At 38.8% G+C, this 17,520-nt stretch carries 14 protein-coding genes and 1 tRNA gene; 7 read left to right on the top strand and 8 right to left on the bottom strand.

Features of this window, described 5'->3' with window-relative positions; all coding sequences use genetic code 11:
• The first annotated feature begins 36 nt into the window (after positions 1 to 36).
• The 5 genes from HGR01_RS33145 (at position 37) to HGR01_RS33125 (ending at position 7,406) form a co-directional block, all read left to right on the top strand.
• Complete coding sequence (locus HGR01_RS33145; protein WP_045868042.1) at positions 37 to 1,284, top strand: glycosyltransferase family 4 protein; 1,248 nt, start codon at positions 37 to 39, stop codon at positions 1,282 to 1,284.
• Between the two features lie 354 nt (positions 1,285 to 1,638).
• The gene (locus HGR01_RS33140; RefSeq protein ID WP_045868043.1) at positions 1,639 to 2,754 is read left to right on the top strand and encodes a glycosyltransferase family 4 protein; all 1,116 of its coding nucleotides are present in this window, start codon (positions 1,639 to 1,641) and stop codon (positions 2,752 to 2,754) included.
• Positions 2,755 to 2,859: 105 nt separating this feature from the next.
• Complete coding sequence (locus HGR01_RS33135) at positions 2,860 to 4,266, top strand: hypothetical protein (RefSeq protein ID WP_045868044.1); 1,407 nt, start codon at positions 2,860 to 2,862, stop codon at positions 4,264 to 4,266.
• Between the two features lie 142 nt (positions 4,267 to 4,408).
• Positions 4,409 to 4,480: transfer RNA gene (locus HGR01_RS33130), tRNA-Gln, on the top strand.
• A 712-nt stretch (positions 4,481 to 5,192) separates the two neighbouring features.
• Entirely contained in the window at positions 5,193 to 7,406 is a 2,214-nt protein-coding gene (locus tag HGR01_RS33125; RefSeq protein WP_096621913.1) for a GumC family protein, read from the top strand.
• Between the two features lie 85 nt (positions 7,407 to 7,491).
• On the opposite strand, the gene HGR01_RS33120 is transcribed toward HGR01_RS33125, so the two are convergent.
• A complete protein-coding gene (locus tag HGR01_RS33120) occupies positions 7,492 to 7,971 on the bottom strand; it encodes a hypothetical protein (protein ID WP_045868867.1) in 480 nt (159 codons plus the stop codon).
• Between the two features lie 206 nt (positions 7,972 to 8,177).
• On the opposite strand from HGR01_RS33120, the gene HGR01_RS33115 reads away from it, so the two are divergent.
• A complete protein-coding gene (locus HGR01_RS33115) occupies positions 8,178 to 9,476 on the top strand; it encodes a hypothetical protein (RefSeq protein ID WP_045868046.1) in 1,299 nt (432 codons plus the stop codon).
• Positions 9,477 to 9,735: 259 nt separating this feature from the next.
• Here HGR01_RS33115 and HGR01_RS33110 read toward each other — a convergent pair whose 3' ends face one another.
• The 3 genes from HGR01_RS33110 to acsF all read right to left on the bottom strand — a co-directional run bounded on the left by HGR01_RS33110 (position 9,736) and on the right by acsF (position 13,277).
• A complete protein-coding gene (locus HGR01_RS33110; protein WP_045868047.1) occupies positions 9,736 to 11,076 on the bottom strand; it encodes an esterase/lipase family protein in 1,341 nt (446 codons plus the stop codon).
• Positions 11,077 to 11,660: 584 nt separating this feature from the next.
• Entirely contained in the window at positions 11,661 to 12,038 is a 378-nt protein-coding gene (locus tag HGR01_RS33105; protein ID WP_045868048.1) for a sensory rhodopsin transducer, read from the bottom strand.
• Positions 12,039 to 12,176: 138 nt separating this feature from the next.
• Complete coding sequence (gene acsF / locus HGR01_RS33100) at positions 12,177 to 13,277, bottom strand: magnesium-protoporphyrin IX monomethyl ester (oxidative) cyclase (protein WP_045868049.1); 1,101 nt, start codon at positions 13,275 to 13,277, stop codon at positions 12,177 to 12,179.
• Between the two features lie 680 nt (positions 13,278 to 13,957).
• On the opposite strand from acsF, the gene HGR01_RS33095 reads away from it, so the two are divergent.
• Positions 13,958 to 14,452 (top strand): TM2 domain-containing protein, encoded by a 495-nt coding sequence (locus HGR01_RS33095; protein WP_045868050.1) that lies wholly within the window; start codon positions 13,958 to 13,960, stop codon positions 14,450 to 14,452.
• A 271-nt stretch (positions 14,453 to 14,723) separates the two neighbouring features.
• Here HGR01_RS33095 and HGR01_RS33090 read toward each other — a convergent pair whose 3' ends face one another.
• The 4 genes from HGR01_RS33090 to HGR01_RS33075 all read right to left on the bottom strand — a co-directional run bounded on the left by HGR01_RS33090 (position 14,724) and on the right by HGR01_RS33075 (position 17,508).
• The gene (locus HGR01_RS33090; RefSeq protein WP_045868051.1) at positions 14,724 to 15,329 is read right to left on the bottom strand and encodes a DUF2996 domain-containing protein; all 606 of its coding nucleotides are present in this window, start codon (positions 15,327 to 15,329) and stop codon (positions 14,724 to 14,726) included.
• 343 nt (positions 15,330 to 15,672) lie between these two features.
• Positions 15,673 to 16,707 carry a low specificity L-threonine aldolase gene (locus HGR01_RS33085; RefSeq protein WP_045868052.1) on the bottom strand — a complete coding sequence of 345 codons (1,035 nt, stop codon included), beginning with the start codon at positions 16,705 to 16,707 and terminating at the stop codon, positions 15,673 to 15,675.
• A gap of 232 nt (positions 16,708 to 16,939) precedes the next feature.
• Entirely contained in the window at positions 16,940 to 17,245 is a 306-nt protein-coding gene (locus HGR01_RS33080) for a type II toxin-antitoxin system RelE/ParE family toxin (RefSeq protein WP_045868053.1), read from the bottom strand.
• Positions 17,242 to 17,508: a type II toxin-antitoxin system ParD family antitoxin gene (locus HGR01_RS33075; RefSeq protein ID WP_045868054.1), complete on the bottom strand. Its 267-nt coding sequence runs from the start codon at positions 17,506 to 17,508 to the stop codon at positions 17,242 to 17,244. Before HGR01_RS33075 ends, HGR01_RS33080 begins: the two co-directional genes overlap by 4 nt.
• Between the last annotated feature and the right edge of the window lie 12 nt (positions 17,509 to 17,520).

Raw genomic sequence — 17,520 nt, 5'->3', positions numbered from 1 at the left:
ATAACATTGTTTACCAGACTGTATCTTTATCTGCTTATGAAAATATTAATTTCTGCTTATTCGTGTGAACCTGGAAAAGGCTCTGAGCGTGGTGTCGGCTGGAATGTGGTTTGGGAAGCTGCCAAATACAATGAAGTTTGGGTATTAACGCGACCTGATGAAAGTAAAGAAGCTATTGAAGCAGAGCTGGCCTCTAATCCAAATCCTAACTTGCACTTCGTCTATTTTACCTTACCTATATTGGGTGGACTGTGGCGCTTAGGGTCGAATGGGGCAATGCAAATCCATTATTATCTCTGGCAGATACAAGCATACTTTGTAGCTCGGAGATTGCATCGTCAAATTGGTTTTGATGTTGCACATCATGTAACGTTTGTTAAATATTCCAATCCCAGCTTTTTGTCATTATTGCCCATTCCCTTTATCTGGGGCCCTGTTGGAGGTGGGGAAACTGCTCCCAAGGCATTTTGGCGGGATTTTGACTTTCGCGCTAAAGCTTACGAAGCAGCACGTATTATCTCTCGTTCTTTAGGGGAACTCGATCCATTTGTACATATAACTGCAAGAAAGAGTGCTGTAGTTAGAGCCACAACTGAAGATACAGCTAAAAAGTTGTATAAAATGGGCGTGAAATCTGTAGATCTTATTTCGGAATCAGGTTTACTTACAGAAGAAATCTCTGTACTTAACCAATACCCTATCCCTACGCAGCAACCTGTCAGATTTATTAGTATGGGCAGACTTTTGCATTGGAAAGGTTTTCACTTAGGGTTACAAGCTTTTGCAAAAGCCAACCTAACTGAAGCAGAATATTGGATTGTTGGGGATGGCCCAGAATGGGAACGATTGCAAAGCATGGCAACCCAGTTAGGTATTGCACATAAAGTGAAATTTTGGGGTAGATTACCTCGCGAGAAGACTCTAGAAAATTTAGGAAATTGTCATGTATTAGTTCACCCTAGTTTACATGATTCTGGTGGATGGGTATGTATTGAAGCTATGGCAACAGGCCGCCCAGTTGTCTGTTTAGATTTGGGAGGCCCAGCGCAGCAGGTAACAGCAGAGACTGGCTTCAAAATTGCTGCAATTAACCCAGAGCAAGCAGTTGATGATATGTCAAAAGCCTTGATTACTTTAGCTAAAGATCCAGAACTGCGCGTCCGTATGGGACAAGCGGGAAGGCAGTTAGTTCGAGATACTTATAGTTGGCAGGTTATGGGTCAACGCCTGGCTCAAGTCTATGAAGAAGTCATATCTTTTCAAAAACCAAAAGTACTTAATTAAATTAGCAGATTGTTAAATAAAAAATAATTACACTAGTGCGCCTTGCAAAACTAATTTTTGCTTAAAACCAAATAAAAAGACTGTTCAAGTATTGATAGCTAATAAATGACATAGTATTTAACTAGAAAATATTCGAGGACAGTAAGATGGATAAGAAAGCAAGATTTGCAGGAATCGATTTATGCCGTAGTATTGTGTTCTCTCTCAAATTATATGTTCTTTACATAGTTTTTTATTAGTTGGCTAGCTGTGCATTTGCTGATAAAAAATAGAACAATTGCTAAAAATTTATTTCAGTAATTAAAACAAGTACAACATTTTATCTAAATCACTAGTCAATTATTTAATCAAATCATGCATCTTTTAATTGCTGCTTTACACAGACCAACAAAACCTACTGGAGTTTGTAGACATGCTGCAAATCTTGCAAAATGCTTGGCTGACACAGACAAAGTTAGCAAAGTTAGTTTGATTATCGGTTCATGGCAAAAAGCATATTTTGAAAAGTCTTTTTCTCTAGAATCAGAAAAAATTAAATTGGTAATTGTAGATATTAAAAATACCGCCATTCAAAGAAATATTTGGTATTTATGGAGTTTACCACAACTTGCCAAACAACATCATGCAGATTTAATTCATCTTTCATTTCCGCTACCGTTTATTCGTCAACTGTTCCCATGTCCTGTGGTAGCTACTATTCATGATTTATATCCTTATGAGTATCCTGAAAATTTCGGTTACCCTAATGTAATATTTAACCAACTGTTTCTAAAGCAATGTATTAGTAATAGTGATGGATTATCTTGTGTTTCTCAATATACTTTAGATAAATTACAAGAATATTTTTCCAAAATAGAAAAGCGCAAACAAACTGCTGTCATTTATAATTATGTAGATTTTAGTCATGTTACTCCTCAAGCTATCAAATCTACTAATATTAAATCACATTTTTTATTAGCTGTTGCCCAGCATCGCAAAAATAAGAATTTAGATATTCTCATCAAATCTTATCATATATTATTAAATAATAAACAGATAAACGATGCAACTCAGTTAATTATTGTAGGTAGTACTGGGCCAGAAACAGAAAATATACATCACCAAATCCAAGCACTTTCTCTACAAGACCGTATTCTAATGATGACATCAATAAAAGACGAGGAACTACGTTGGTTGTATGAGAATTGTCAGCTTTTGGTTGTACCGTCTTCAACAGAAGGCTTTTGTTTGCCTTTAGCTGAAGCATTATCTCTTGCTTGTAAAGTAGTCTGCTCTAATATTCCTATATTTAGAGAAATTGGGAATGAGAATTGCAATTATTTTGAACTAGAGGGAGATATAGCCCAAAATCTTGCTAATGCGATTACTGAATCCTTATATAATCAGGATTATAAGGAAATTGTTCCCGATCAGCGTTTTAGCAAACTAAACACTGCAAATCAATATCTCAAATTTTATGATATGATTTGAAATAATTTTTTTAAATATTTTTAATAACCGAGGCTGATTAAGCCATGTTGTGGAAAAATTAATTGATAGATTATCAATTAATCAACTGAATTTTCTGGAAAATCTATGGATAGTTTGATTCATGAATCACTAATTTATCAAAAAAAGAAACCTGGGTATGTTAAAAACATATTTTTAATATTATTTGCCTTCGCCAGCGCTTTTTATCCTCGGATTATTAATGCAGCTGGTGCCCCATCAATTATAAATTTTGTTCATTTTCTAATTGTTCCTGTTGTTTTTCTAATTGTCATAACCAGTACTTCTACAAGAAATCGGGTACAGATAAAGTTTTCTAGGGAAATTCTTGCTGGATTATTGGTATTATTAGGCGTAATGGTAGCCAGTGCACTATTAAATCGTGCAGGTTTTATTAATGTAATATTAGATTTTATATTACTGACTGAGCCTTTTATGCTATTGCTAGCGATATCATGTCTGCCTCTATCAATAGCCAGTTGGAAAAAATTAAGGTCTTTTACTTTAGTTTCTGCAGTTATTAATATAGTTTTAGCGATCGCGCAATATTTCCTGCTGATTACAGGGATCATGAAATATTCTAGATATTCATTATTAGATAACGTACAGGGTGTATTCTACTTATCGGGAGCCGGGAATTATGTATCTGTTTCAGTTTCAGTAAGCGTTGCTTTATACTATCTTATAAATGCTAAAAGCGCCCCTTTGTGGTGGCGAGTTTTTTGTATATTTGCCTCATTTTATCACTTAGTAGCTTCTGACTCTAAACAAATATTAGTAGTATTTTTTCTGGCTTGGATAATATTGGTGCTAACTAAATTTAATGATTTTCGCAAACTGCTCTTATATTTTGTAGGAGTAGTTATTGTTATTGGAGGTTTCTTTTGGGCAATAGAAAATCTAGATATAGAAGCTTTAGGAGCATTTAAACATTGGGCAAATAGAACATCACTTTACATTCCTCCCGATGGAGAAGGTTATCAGGCTAAGATTGCAGGTATTCGCATGATATCTGGTTATTTTCGCTCTCCTTTGAATTGGTTGATCGGTTTAGGCCCTGGTCATACTGTGAGCAGACTAGGAGGATGGGTATTCCGGGATTATGCAACGATGCTTGCTCCGTTAGGTGTTACCACTCATCCTGTAACCGAAGAAATTTGGGCTTATGTCAACTCTAACTGGTTGATTCTGGAATCTTCTCTGTTTATCCCTCTTTTCAGCTGGGCTGGTATTTGGGGCGATTTAGGCTTTGTGGGTTTACTTACCTATCTGTATTTGGGATATATCGTTTGGAGTCGTATGTGTCGTGACGATTTAAGCAAACTGCTAATGCTGACTTTGTTCATTTACGGACTGATCATTACTCAGATGGAGGAACCAGGCCAAACAATGATTGTAGCTATTTTGATTGGTTTGCAATGGCATCAGCGACAAATGAGCAGGCAATCGCTTGATCCTCTAGCACAACTAGAAGCTAATGAAACCAGTAGCTAATTTTATACTAATTTCATGAATATTGGCAGTATATTCACTATGTTTCCATAAAGCAAAGCAAATAATCTTAAATTTTTTTGCTCAAAGTACTTGACACTAACCCAGCAGTAGCTGCTATATTATCTAAAGTGCAATCTTGCATTGGGGCGTAGCCAAGTGGTAAGGCAGCGGGTTTTGGTCCCGCCATCCCTAGGTTCGAATCCTAGCGCCCCAGTTAAACAGTTATTCTAAAAATAAGAACCAAAAGTTTTGTAGGGCTTCCACAGTGTACTCAAAATACCACTGTACACTGAATTTTTTTATTTATTTTTATGAAGCAAGGCAAGCGATCGCTGCTTTGCAAGCAACCTTCATATTGAGCCTGAGCAGAACTAAGTCAACAGTAAATCCTGTTAGATACTTGTACTTCTACCTCTTGATTGGAACTGAACTTACCTGCTCCACAGTCTTTTTAGGAGACTTTGAAAACAGTATTGAAAATAACTTTAATATATTTCAAGTAGAAAAAGGAAGATTTTGCGAGTAAATATACTTGCAAAATCTAAGTAATAAGGTATATTTCAAGAGTGATTTTACCGTATTTATACTAGAAAAACCGACCTATGTTAAGAAAATTCTACTTAATCTTTTAAATAATTTCACCAATTCTTCTTGCGTAATGCTACTGTAGTTAAAGTATATGTATTCAAGTTTATTTGAGCTTTATATCAAGTCGTCAAAGCTAAATCTTTCCTCATACGTAGTTCTTGCGTATTAAATATTACTACATTTATTAATGGTATTATCTAAGTAGTCAATCAATTCAATTGATTTACGTGGGTGCAGAAACAAAAAAGCTTACTTCGGAGCAATCTAACTACCTATCCAAGATTGAATCGAAGAATTCACCTGTTAAAGGAATATAAGTAGTTTAGTTGACAAATGCTATGCTGAAGTCGGAAAAATATTCTCACCCCTTGTCACAATCAAACTTTACCCAGTTAAACGATGAAGAAGGTGGATTAAACCTGGGTCAAGTTGGCGCAGTTTTGCGTCGTAGACTATTGTTAATCGGTGGTACAACAGCCTTAGTAGCAACAGCAGCAGTACTTAAGGCGGAAACCGATCCCCCAATTTATCAAGGCACTTTTGATATTCTTACCAAACCAGTGACTGGTGAGGATAAGGTAACGGCTAATGTTCCTCAATCTATAAGTAGTCAAGACAAAGTAGCACCTCCTGAGTCAACAAAGGAAGTTCAGACAACGATCGCAGTTTTACAGAGTCCTAAGGTGTTGAATCCGATTGTGGAAAAGCTGCAGGAGCAATACCCAGGAATCACATATGACTTGCTGGTCTATTACTTGACTATCTCATCTAAAAAGCCAAATATCATCAGCATCGAATATCAGAACTCAGATCAACAACTAGTGACTGATGTGTTAAAGCTACTTGCTGATGCTTATCTGCAATATAGTTTGCAGGAACGGCAATCAGATGTGGAAGTGGCTATTCAGTTTGTGGATAGACAAAAACAGCCATTAGAGAAGAGTTTAAAATACTGGCAAGAGCAATTGCGAAATTTGCGGTTGGACAATAATTTGATTGAACCTGCCCAGAAAGCTCAAGAATTGTCTGGGCAATTGACAGTTTTCCGACAACAGCGAATAGAGAATCGAGTCCAGCTAGAACAAATGATAGCTAAGTATGAAGACTTACAACGAGAATTAGCCCAAGAACCTGGCGAAAGGGCTGGTAATTCGTTGTTAAGTGATAATGCTCGTTACCAAAAGATTCTCGATCAGATCCAAGCAGCAGATATTGCGATTAAACAACAGTCAGCCGTGTTTACAGATGAAAACCCGGCAATGATTACTTTAAAACAAAAGAAAGAATCATTACTGCCATTGCTAGCGCAAGAAGAGGCGCGGGTACAAAAGGACTTTCAAAGCCGCATTCAGGAACTTTCAGCGCGCGATCGCTCCCTTGATGAAAAAATCAATAATATTTACAGTGAAATTAGAAAGTTGGCAACTATCAGCCGTAATTATGACAATATCCAAAGAGAATTACAAATTGCCAACGAAGCTCTGACTCAATTTACAAGTAAGCAACAAGCTTTGCAAATTGAAAAAGCGCAAAAGCAACAACCTTGGGTACTGCTAGATCCGCAACTCTCTAAAGTCAATGAACCTTTGGCAATCTCAGACAGCGCAAAGAAAAATTTAGCTTTGGGTGGTTTGTTGGGTTTAATCTTGGGTGTAGGAACAGCTTTAGTTGTAGATAAACTCAGTAATATTTTCTACTCTTCTCAAGAACTCAAAGATGCTACCAGGTTGCCATTACTAGGAATAGTTCCTTTAAGAAAAGAACTAGAAGCAGGGACGAAAGACGGTCTCTCCAGAGGTGGGCAAAATACAGAAGGATCTTCTTTCTTTGAAGTTTTCCGCTCGCTTTACACGAATATTTTGCTGTTGGGTTCGGATACACCAATTCGCTCACTCGTCATTAGTTCAGCTGGACAAGGAGATGGTAAGTCTACAATTGCGACGCAGCTAGCACAAGCAGCAGCAGCAATGGGACAACGAGTATTACTTGTGGATGCTAATTTGCGTGCGCCTAGTCTACACAATCGAGTTGGACTCATGAATATTCAGGGTTTGACTGATGTCATATCCCAAGATTTAGACTGGCACAATGTGATTGAGCCATCTCCTCAAGAAGATAATATGTTTGTGATGCCAGCAGGGCCGATTCCGCCAGACTCGATGAGGTTGCTTGCGTCTCAAAAAATGCAGAATTTGATGGAGGAATTGCAAGTTAGTTTTGACTTAGTAATTTATGACACACCTCCACTTTTAGGATTTGGAGATGCTTACTTATTAGCAGCCAATACTGATGGGCTTGTACTAGTTGCAGGTTTAGGTAAGCTCAAACGTACTGCACTACAGCAAGCATTAGAACAGATTCAAATTTCTGGCACTCCGCTATTAGGGATGATCGCTAATAAGTCTAAAGATGCTGCGCCTGTTTCTTATCAGTACTATCAACAATATTACAGACAAAGCATGAGTGGTGAGAAAGTTAGTGTGGAGAAAGTCTCAACCAGTGCTAACTCTGCCAATGTCTCTTCTAACATCAATAAAGCTAACCGCAGTTAAAAGAGAAATGTGGGTAATTGTTATTCATGGTTAATTAACTTAGCTACTGATTAACAATTACCACAATACTGTTAAGTACTATCTACTATTGGTCGGGTGATTTTAAAGCCTGATCTAGAACTTCTCTTGCTTGTTCGGCTTTAGTTCTAGCTTCGTGGAACCGGAGATTAACTTGGGCAAAATTCTTGAGAACTTTGAATCCTTCTTTCAGGCGGGTAATTTCTTCTTCAGTAACTGAGTCATCTGAGAACAGAACATCAACCGCCTTGCGGATTTCTATGGCTTCATTGCGTGATTCTTGAACTTTTAGCTTAAGTGTGGCTAAGTTGCTGAGAATCTGGACAGCTTGAGTAATAGCATCTTCACCACTAGCGGTATCAGATGCTGTCTCTTTAACTTCAATTAATTGTTGCGGGCCAAATCCTTCTTCTAGTTCTGTGGGTAGCTTACCTGCATCCATCAGTTCTATCAGTTGATCCATTGCTTTCTCACGGGCTTTGGCTGAGTCTTTGCCAGAAACAGTGAGGATAATTTCTGGACTTTGAGCGAGAGTATACTGAACCATATGACGAGCAGAAAATTTGCTGTTTAACCAAGCCGAGGAAGATAATTCTAACATGAATAGAATGGCCACTAAAACCGCAAATTTGCAAAAATCGGGAATTGGTTTGCAGGTGAATCTTGAATTGGCGATCGCACTCCCCAGACACCCCAAATAAAACTTTATACTTGAAGAAAGATAGTAAAGATATTTAACAGGAGGGGAGAGCAATGACTCCCAATCCCACCATTATGCAGGCTGTGGAACAACTGGGTTATCGCGTCACAGTTGGTGATGTCGCTACCCAGGCAGGATTAAATATTGCACAGGCTGGACAAGGGTTATTAGCTTTAGCATCTGATGCTGGCGGACATTTGCAAGTAGCAGAATCAGGTGACATTGTTTATCTATTTCCCAAAAATTTTCGCGCAGTTTTACGCAACAAATATTTGCAGTTACGCCTTCAAGAATGGTGGCAAAAGATTTGGGGCGCTCTATTTTACTTAGTGAGGATTTCTTTTGGGATTTTCTTAATTGTTTCTATCGTCCTAATTATTATTAGCATCTTCTTAATTCAAAGTTCTCTTAACTCAGATCGTGATAGCAACAATAGAAGTAGTTATTCCGGCGGTGGAGGCTTCTTCTTTTTTCCTGATTTATTTTGGTATTTAAGCCCCAATTATCATACTGAATATCAGCAACGACGACGGGAAAGAAACCAGAGTAGTAATCTAAATTTTTTGGAGGCGGTGTTTTCCTTTTTGTTTGGTGATGGTAATCCTAACGCCAACTTAGAAGAACGCCGTTGGCAAGAAATTGCGGCTGTGATTCGCAATCATCGTGGCGCAGTAGTAGCAGAACAAATTGCTCCTTATTTGGATAATCTGGGTGAGAAATATCAACAAGAGTACGAAGACTATATGTTACCTGTACTCACAAGATTTAATGGGCAACCAGAGGTAAGTTCAGAAGGGCAAATTGTTTATTACTTCCCAGAGTTACAAGTTAGGGCTAGCAAAAATTATCGTCAATCAATACCTGTGTATTTAGAGGAATCATTGTGGCGTTTTAGTGCCGCAAGTTCTGGACAAATTATGCTTAGTGCTGGGTTAGGCATACTCAATTTTGTGGGAGCCTTAGTACTGGGAAGTTTGTTAAGAGATGGTACAGTTGCAGCGCAATTAGGTGGGTTAGTAGCTTTTGTACAAAGCATTTACTGGCTACTGTTAGCTTATGGAACAGGTTTTTTAGCTCTACCTTTACTGCGTTATTTCTGGATTCAGTGGCGCAATCGCCAAATTAGCGCACGTAACCGTGATCGCCTTTCCCGTGCGAGACTATTAACAGATGTGGATGCCAGTTTACAGCAAAAAATTGACTATGCTCGTCAGTTTGCAGCAGAGAAGGTGATTGGCAAAGAAGATTTGGTGTACTCTAGCGAAACTGATTTACTGGAACAGGAATTTGAGCGTTCTGCACAAATTGATGCGGAATGGCAACGCAGGTTAGATGATACCAAATCAAGTTAAATTACTGATTTTATTCCAATACAGTTCAGATCATTAGTGATTGATTTGTCAGTTGTGGAAACAGCTAGCAAAATTGGGGGATTCTCCCCCAAACCCCCGATTGGGTGACGGTTGCGTCCCCCAAACCCCCTCCAAAATTATTTGTTTTGTTGTCAATTTATTTTCTTAACTGAACTGTATTGGATTTTATTCTGGAGTTATCACCAGTATGACTCTGCTGATAACAATTTGACTGTATAGTGAAAAAACTATGCGATCGCTAATTTGAATTTAGTTGTTGTAGCCGCTGTAAAAACTTGGCAACATCCTTACGCGGTTCGCGATTTAGCTTTAATTCAATCAGAGTGGTTGTAAACGGCCAGAAAAGTCTCACTTTGGATTCCCGTAATAGGTATGAGATATCCATCTGTGCATCCCACTCTCCTTTATTATTCACTCCCAGATAGTCAATTAGCTGTGAACCTGATGATGCAATAACGCGCATCATCAAATTTGGTAAATTCGTTGGTTGCTGCAAATTTTGGGGATTGAGAATCCGATTTAAGTTGACATAAAAACAGCGAAGACTTTTATCCCCACTATATGTATGTACGTTGGCAGCAAAATTATCTATGGCTTGGAAGTTATCATTACCTTGGGTGAATACTTGAATGTGGTAGTCAGGAATGGGATCGTCACGTTCATCTACGGCACGAACGACAAACTGCTGCCACAAATCAATAGTCTTTGGTGAGAGTTTCTCCGTAGTTTTTAGATGCCAATCCTGAATTTTTTGTTCGGGGGTGAATTGCAGTGCTTCACAAACTGCATCCACTAGTTCATCACGGGGATTGCTCATAATTGTCTGGTGATTCAACCCCTCAACTAATACTGTGGGTGCAATACCATCATTTTTAGAACCATCAAAATCGATGCGCTGTTCCTCCTCCTGCTGCTTGGTTAAGTCAAGTGCAATCTTGCGGCTATTTAAACCACAACCCGCCCAGCGCACAGTACCATCAGTTCCGGGATCGCTGACTAATTTGGCTAAACCGCTATAGGGACTGGTACCACAGAAGGTAAATACATAAGGGGTATCATTTTTGTTCCCATAGAATATTTCACTACCAAATAAATCTTTATGTGCCAAATCCCAAGTGAATTTGCTTCCCAGTTCTAAGCCATCCAGGACTAAATCCCCAGCTTCTAGAAAGTCGGGGCCAAACTCTTTGTTTCCTTTAAACATTGCACCTAACCAACTCCGTCCCTTATGGGCTAAGGGAGAACCGAAGGTGGCTGGTGCTAATCCAATCACGTGTTTAAGTCGATTTCGTCGCTTTTGCGAGTATGCAGTTAACCAAGCGCGAATCACCAGCATTCCAGTTGAGTGCACAATCGCATCAAATTCCTGATCTGGGGCTAACCCTCCCTCTATAGATAATGCCCGATCAAAACCTTCGGCAATATCTTTAATTGTGACTTCGTTAGTCAAGGTTACATAGCTACAAACATGGATAGTTGAGACATCATACCCACGCGCTTCTAGCTTTTTTTCCCACACTTTGAAAGATTCACCAGAAGCAGAGTAGCCGTGGATTAAGACAATTGGATTACTGCCCATATACTTTTGTTAGATATTACTTAAACAGGCAAAATCAAGATTCTGAACTTATGCAAGTAGTCCAAAATCTTACTTTTTAGAAATGCTCAAGGCTCACTAAATATTGCTATAGAACTTAAAGGCACATTATCTCAGGTTTAATTTGTAATTAGGCTGAAACTTTGAAAAAATTTGCTTAATGTCACATCTGCTTTGAAAAGGGAATAAAAAGCTGCAAAATAGTTATTTTCTATGCAAGAACGTAAAATTGCGCGTTAAGCTACTGATTATGATCAGGGTATGAAATTTTTGTACCCTTACTTTAGCTTGGGTTGTAGGAATTGAATAATTGATTGTTGAGACTGTTCTGACTGCAGTATTTATCTGTTTGCATCTTTTGTAGCGAAATATTTATGACTATTGCTACGCTATACAGGAGATTTATTTAAAAATACTTGTAATCCCAACTTTAAAGACCTTGCAACACATCAATGATGAATAAGAGCGTACAGATGTGCGCTCTTATTCATATATTTACGCTGGTATAAATACATTATTGAAAACTAGCTATTGCTATCAAGCAGTGTCGCCAAAGAATAATAAATTTAATTATGAGCGTAAGCGATGGTGCTGAGAAGAGCGTTTTCTGCTTGTCGTGAATCTAACCGGGTATGCTGTACGACAATCGGTGCATCTGACTGAATCACGCTTGCAAAATCAGTATCGTGAGGAATTGGTTCTGGATCTTTGAGATCATTAAAGCGAATATGTTTTGTCCGTCGTGCGGGAACAGTGATTTTGTAACCACCTACAGGTTCTCTATCGCTATAGTAAATTGTGATTTCTACATGAGCATCTTGATCCCCAGCATTTAAAATACAGACTGTTTCATGACTAATAAACTGAGGTTCAGGGCCATTACTATAAGCAGGAATATAACCTTCTGCGATCGCCCAGCAATTACGTCCAATTGACTGACTCATTTACTTCTCCTGGTGCTAAAGAGCATAATCTTGCGGTTATCTATTTAAATTACAAGATTAATATGAGCAAAAAGTGACATAAAAAAAGTGGTTCTATATGAAATAGAACCACTCTCAATTTTGTCAAATCCTGATTAACTAGCGGGCCATACCTTGAGCAGAAACCGCATCAATGGGCTTCATGAGGTACAGCTTAACCATATGCCAACCAATTGAGGTGAGAATTGGCAACTTCTGGAAGAATTGCAGGAATTTAGGAGTGTTGGAGTTGGCGTTCCCCGAAGGGGTTGTCGAAGACATCGCATTTAATTTTGCCATCTTCTCAACACATATATCCAAGCGTTGATAAAACTCTGGATTATCAACATCCAGCATCAACGGGAAAACTCTTCCTGCGGTTTCATTGGTCTTTTTGATCACATGGATGTCGTATTCCCGTGCATCCAATCCTAGAGAAGCGTAAAAGTCTTTGCGTTGCAGGTCATTGAGATACATCGTCACAAACACTGACAACAGGAAGAAGCGACTCCATAGCTTCGCCTTCCAGTCATTCAACATTTGCGGTTGAGATTGCATCACGGCATCAAAGAAATCACCATGACGGTTTTCATCCTGACACCAGTTTTCAAAGAACCGGAAAATGGGATAAATCCGGTCTTCGGGATGTGCTTCTAAATGACGATAAATGGTGATATAACGCCAATAACCGATTTTTTCAGAAAGATATGTGGCGTAGAAGATAAATTTCGGTTTAAAGAAGGTATAATCGCGGCTCTTTGTCAAAAACCCTAAATCTAGAGAAAGATTAAAGTCTGACATCGCTTTATTCAAAAAGCCAGCATGACGGGCTTCATCCCGTGACATCAAGTTAAAGCACTCGGCTAAAACTGGGCTTTTATCTTTTAAGCGGCGGCCAAGTTCTTTGTACAGCAAAAACCCGGAAAACTCGGCTGTACAGGAACGCTCTAAAAATTCAACGAATAAACGGCGAGTTTCCCCATCAATATGATCCCAGGATTGTTCAAACTCGGCATCCCGAACAAAATGATGGCGGTTGTAATCAGCACGAAACTCTTCGAGAATGGCTTGTAACTCGTCTTCATTGACGGAGATATCCATCCGCGCCATTTCATCAAAGTCGGTGGTGTAAAACCGGGGTGTTAATAGTGTTTCTTTTGCCGGGACTTTAATCCCTGGACGCAATTCTTCAAAGCCTGGTTTTTTGAGGGAATCTACCATGTTTTGATTTCTCTTCTGTCTTTATTATCTTCAGTACACCAGAAAGCCAACGTCAGACGCTCTCAAGGCGTAACTAGACGACATTGACGCTCTCCCATCTGCAAAAATTTGGGAGATTCTTGAGCAGACATTGCCTAGTTACATTTAGTAGTTATGCTACTAAAATTGGCTAGGTCTTACATATCTTGTCCTACCCGAACCAACTAGGATATTACGTGTTTACCTAGAGTCCTGTTTATGGGTAGCTCTCCAAGCATTTAGGGTTGATCTGGTGAGATTGCTCTCTAACCCTATTTCCTGTATGCCCTACAGTACACTCTATAATTCGTAATTCTTAAATGAGCTTTTCATTACGAATTACGAATTATCAATTACAAATTATATTATTGCTAAATCCTCTAGCTTTTGAGCAAGGGATACAGTACTTATCACTAAGGCTGATAAAGTTCAGTCTATCAAGGTACAGGCTCAAAATTTGTAGATAAAACGTTAAGAGTTGCAACAATAGTTATATATTCTGCGGAATCAGCAATTTGGTATTGGGAGTCAGCTAAGGTCTTTGTACTCTTTTTTGCATCCAGCTTGTGGGCGAAAAGCTAACAACAGACTGAGTATGAAACAAAACAGCGCCACAAAAGCGTCTCAGATTGTAAGCGCGAATCCAAGGGAATCAAAACAACATGAAGGTTGATAATAACACCAATCAAGACCGTCTTCTTGTTTCCTACATCTTGTGTGCTATGGGGTTTTTCGGCTTGGGGGGACTGCACCGGATATACAACGGCAAAATCGGGACGGGTGTGTTGTGGCTGTGTACGTTTGGGCTATTCTACTGTGGGCAGTTCGTCGATTTATTCCTCATCCCTAATATGGTTGACGAATATAGCCTCAAACTGAGGTCAAAAGCGGGTTTATCTCCCTTGGGTGTACCACTGAATCAACCTGCGATCGCTTCTCAAGTTTACCGCCCTACTGGTAACCAACTGATAGTTAAACTGATTGAAGTGGCAGAAAAAAATGGTGGCTATCTCACTGTGACTCAAGGTGTGAAAGGTACAGGAGCTAACTTTGCAGAAGTAGAAGCCGCCCTCAAGGAAATGTATAAATCAGGATACGCCAAAATAGATAACGACCCCAGAACTGGAGCCGTTACCTACCATTTCCATGAACTCTAAAGGTACTAAGTAGGTCGGCGAAATTAAAGATAACTGGCTGAGGCTGTCATTTATCCTACCCTGCGGGAAGCCGCTAAAGCGTCTAGGTCATTGGTGAGCCACTGCGTTGGACGGGTTCCCCGGCTTAAAGCAAGTGGCGACATTGGTAAGGATTTCAAGCCTATTTACGTTTTTTAACATAGTTTGCTTTATTTCCACCGACTTACTTACTAGCATTTTTGTCATTTGTCTCATAACTAATGACAAATGACAAATGACAAATGACAAATGACTAATTTCTACCTAGCCACTTTTGCCCGTTTAAGCGCTGCACTAAACCAAATACTAGTAAGTCCAGAGTGATTTTACGTTCATCTATTAAGAAGGATTCTAGTGTGCTAGGTTTTTTACCTTCATTACAAGAGAATCCTTTTTTCCCTTGAATATCTTCATCGGGGAAATAAAGATTAAACTGGCGCAAACCGTTTTGCCAACTTCCCACAAGTTGGTAGCAGTCCTCGGCTGATTCAAAGCCAGAGATAGGAACTTTCTGTTTAGCAAAAGACAACTGTAAATCAGCAACACCTTGCTGAGTAATTGCCGTTTGTACAGCAGGTAAGTAGTGTTGCTGGATAAACTCTACAAATGGCTTATCTTCAACAGCAGGAGCCTTTTCTTTTTTGGCTGCGGCGGCTTTAGCAGCGGGTTTTTCTTCTCCATCTGCTGTAGCGGCGGGTTTTTCTCCTGCGGCGGCTTTAGCTGGAGGTTTTTCGCGCTTGGGAGGTACAGCAGTTGCTTTGGAATCTGGCTTATTGGCAGTAGGGAGGTCTGTCGCTACTGGTTGGTCAGTGGTGGGAGCTACCTCTCCCGCTTGATTTTGATTGGTTTCGTCTGCCATTGCTCAGGTCAATCCTTTATCTAGCTTTCAGAGCGATCGCTCACCTTATGGTATTAGTTATTTTCATTTTGGCATAGGAGCGTATAGCTATAGCTAGCAAAAATAAATCTCAGCAGTTCTTTTGTAAGAGTCTGTGATTTTATTCAGATAGCAAATTTTTACCATAAAATTTTTCGATACTCACTATAAGCATCTTATGTGACAATGAAAAATCTTTTTAAGCATCTACCAACTAAAAGGGGAAGAGTAAGTAAAAATCAATAAGGGATTCAAATTTGACTTTTGACCCTTGACCCTTGACTCTTAAAAAATCACATATACTAATGTATGCAATTTATTTTCCTCAAATTGAATTCTTAATATCATTTACCAGTTCATCAATTCTAGATTGTGTAGTATTCCAAGAACACACAAAACGGACTCCACCCACACCAATAAATGTATAAAATTGCCAGCGTTTTTCTTTTAAAATTTGAATAGTATGTTCTGGTAGTTTGGCAAACACAGCATTTGCTTCTCGGGGAAACATCATCTCAACGCCATCAATATTGATTAATTTATTTTCTAAATATTCAGCACATTGATTGGCGTGTCGCGCATTCTTCAACCATGCGCCAGTTTCGAGTAAACCTAACCAAGGAGCCGAAATAAATCGCATTTTTGAAGCTAGTTGACCTGCTTGTTTACAGCGATAGTCAAAATCTTCTGCTAAAGCTTTATTGAAGAAAATAATTGCTTCTCCTAAAGCCATGCCATTTTTTGTGCCACAAAAACATAATACATCTACACCACTTTTCCAAGAAATTTCCGCCGGGGTTTTATTCATAGCAGCAACTGCATTAGCAAAACGAGCGCCATCCATGTGAATTTTTAAGTTATACTTGCGCGCAGTTTCTTTAATTGCTGCTAGTTCATCCAAGGAATATAAAGTTCCTACTTCTGTAGCTTGGGTAATACTAATAACTTTTGGCTTAGGATAATGAATGTCAGTGCGCTTAGTTACTAGTGATTCTATAGCCTGTGCTGTTAACTTACCATTTTCGCCTTTAGCTAATAGTAATTTGGAACCATTAGAAGCAAACTCTGGTGCGCCACATTCATCTGTTTCAATGTGGGATGTTTCATGACAAATAACGCTGTGATATGACTGACAAAGTGCAGCTAAAGATAAAGAATTGGCTGCTGTCCCATTAAAAGCAAAAAATACTTCGCAATCAATTTCAAATAACTCACGAAAATAATCTGTTGCTTTTTGCGTCCATTTATCATTTCCATACGCCGGAGCGCTACCCTCATTAGCTTTTAGCATATATTCTAAAGCTTCAGGGCAAATTCCAGAGTTATTATCACTCGCAAACTGTTCTAATTGATTAGACATAATTTATACTTAAGATTTGGAATAATTTGATTAGGCTTTATTACTCAATAAATTAAGAGTGTTCCAAAAAATAAACGATCCAAAACCTGTCATTGCGAGCGAAACGGAGTGTAGCGAAGCAATCTCAGCCCTTGCGATTGCTTCATTCCGCTTCGCTCCATTCGCAATGACAATTGAGCATTTTTTTACTTGGAGTACTCTAATATTTCAATTTCTCAATTTTAATCATTTTTCAAGAATCGTCTATATCTGAAAATAATGTTTCTAAATCTCTACGCGCATTCACTACACGTAAAATTTCCACACCATCATCCACCACTCTATACAAAATGACGTAACCATCAAGCGGAAGACCACGCAACTCCGGCTTAATGTGAGAATAACTACGCCCTATATTGGGAAATTTAGCTAAGTTTTGACATTTTCTATTGAATTCTTGAAAAAGCTTTTCTCCTGCTTCCAGATTGATTGTTAAAAAATAATCTGCAATCTCATTTAAATCTCTGCTTGCAGAAGGAGAGATGATGTAACGGCTCATTCTGCCGCCTCTCGCGCTTTTTGGAATCTTTCAAGTATTTGCATAGTAAATGTCTCACCGTCTAATCCTTCTCCTCTTTCCATTTCAGCAATAGCGACTTCAACTTTTTGGCGAGTTTCTTCTACCCATTGGCTGTACTCAGCATTCAACTTTTCTAGTAATTTCAATGCTGTACCAATTACTTCATCTGCATTTGTAAATCTACCACTAGCAATTTGTGCTTTTATCAATTGCTCATGCTCTGGTTTAAGATTAATAGTCATAGGTTAAATACC

The organism is Tolypothrix sp. PCC 7712, from assembly GCF_025860405.1.
GTDB lineage: Bacteria > Cyanobacteriota > Cyanobacteriia > Cyanobacteriales > Nostocaceae > Aulosira > Aulosira diplosiphon.
Note: the sequence above shows the minus strand (reverse complement) of the source record. Positions and strands in the feature narration are given on the sequence as shown.

What these genes read in the sequence shown, in the direction of transcription:
- HGR01_RS33145 (WP_045868042.1), top strand. Translation starts at nt 37, where the DNA reads ATGAAAATATTAATTTCTGCTTATTCGTGTGAACCTGGAAAAGGCTCT.
- HGR01_RS33140 (WP_045868043.1), top strand. Translation starts at nt 1,639, where the DNA reads ATGCATCTTTTAATTGCTGCTTTACACAGACCAACAAAACCTACTGGA.
- HGR01_RS33135 (WP_045868044.1), top strand. Translation starts at nt 2,860, where the DNA reads ATGGATAGTTTGATTCATGAATCACTAATTTATCAAAAAAAGAAACCT.
- HGR01_RS33125 (WP_096621913.1), top strand. Translation starts at nt 5,193, where the DNA reads ATGCTGAAGTCGGAAAAATATTCTCACCCCTTGTCACAATCAAACTTT.
- HGR01_RS33120 (WP_045868867.1), bottom strand. Translation starts at nt 7,971, where the DNA reads ATGGTTCAGTATACTCTCGCTCAAAGTCCAGAAATTATCCTCACTGTT.
- HGR01_RS33115 (WP_045868046.1), top strand. Translation starts at nt 8,178, where the DNA reads ATGACTCCCAATCCCACCATTATGCAGGCTGTGGAACAACTGGGTTAT.
- HGR01_RS33110 (WP_045868047.1), bottom strand. Translation starts at nt 11,076, where the DNA reads ATGGGCAGTAATCCAATTGTCTTAATCCACGGCTACTCTGCTTCTGGT.
- HGR01_RS33105 (WP_045868048.1), bottom strand. Translation starts at nt 12,038, where the DNA reads ATGAGTCAGTCAATTGGACGTAATTGCTGGGCGATCGCAGAAGGTTAT.
- acsF (WP_045868049.1), bottom strand. Translation starts at nt 13,277, where the DNA reads ATGGTAGATTCCCTCAAAAAACCAGGCTTTGAAGAATTGCGTCCAGGG.
- HGR01_RS33095 (WP_045868050.1), top strand. Translation starts at nt 13,958, where the DNA reads ATGAAGGTTGATAATAACACCAATCAAGACCGTCTTCTTGTTTCCTAC.
- HGR01_RS33090 (WP_045868051.1), bottom strand. Translation starts at nt 15,329, where the DNA reads ATGGCAGACGAAACCAATCAAAATCAAGCGGGAGAGGTAGCTCCCACC.
- HGR01_RS33085 (WP_045868052.1), bottom strand. Translation starts at nt 16,707, where the DNA reads ATGTCTAATCAATTAGAACAGTTTGCGAGTGATAATAACTCTGGAATT.
- HGR01_RS33080 (WP_045868053.1), bottom strand. Translation starts at nt 17,245, where the DNA reads ATGAGCCGTTACATCATCTCTCCTTCTGCAAGCAGAGATTTAAATGAG.
- HGR01_RS33075 (WP_045868054.1), bottom strand. Translation starts at nt 17,508, where the DNA reads ATGACTATTAATCTTAAACCAGAGCATGAGCAATTGATAAAAGCACAA.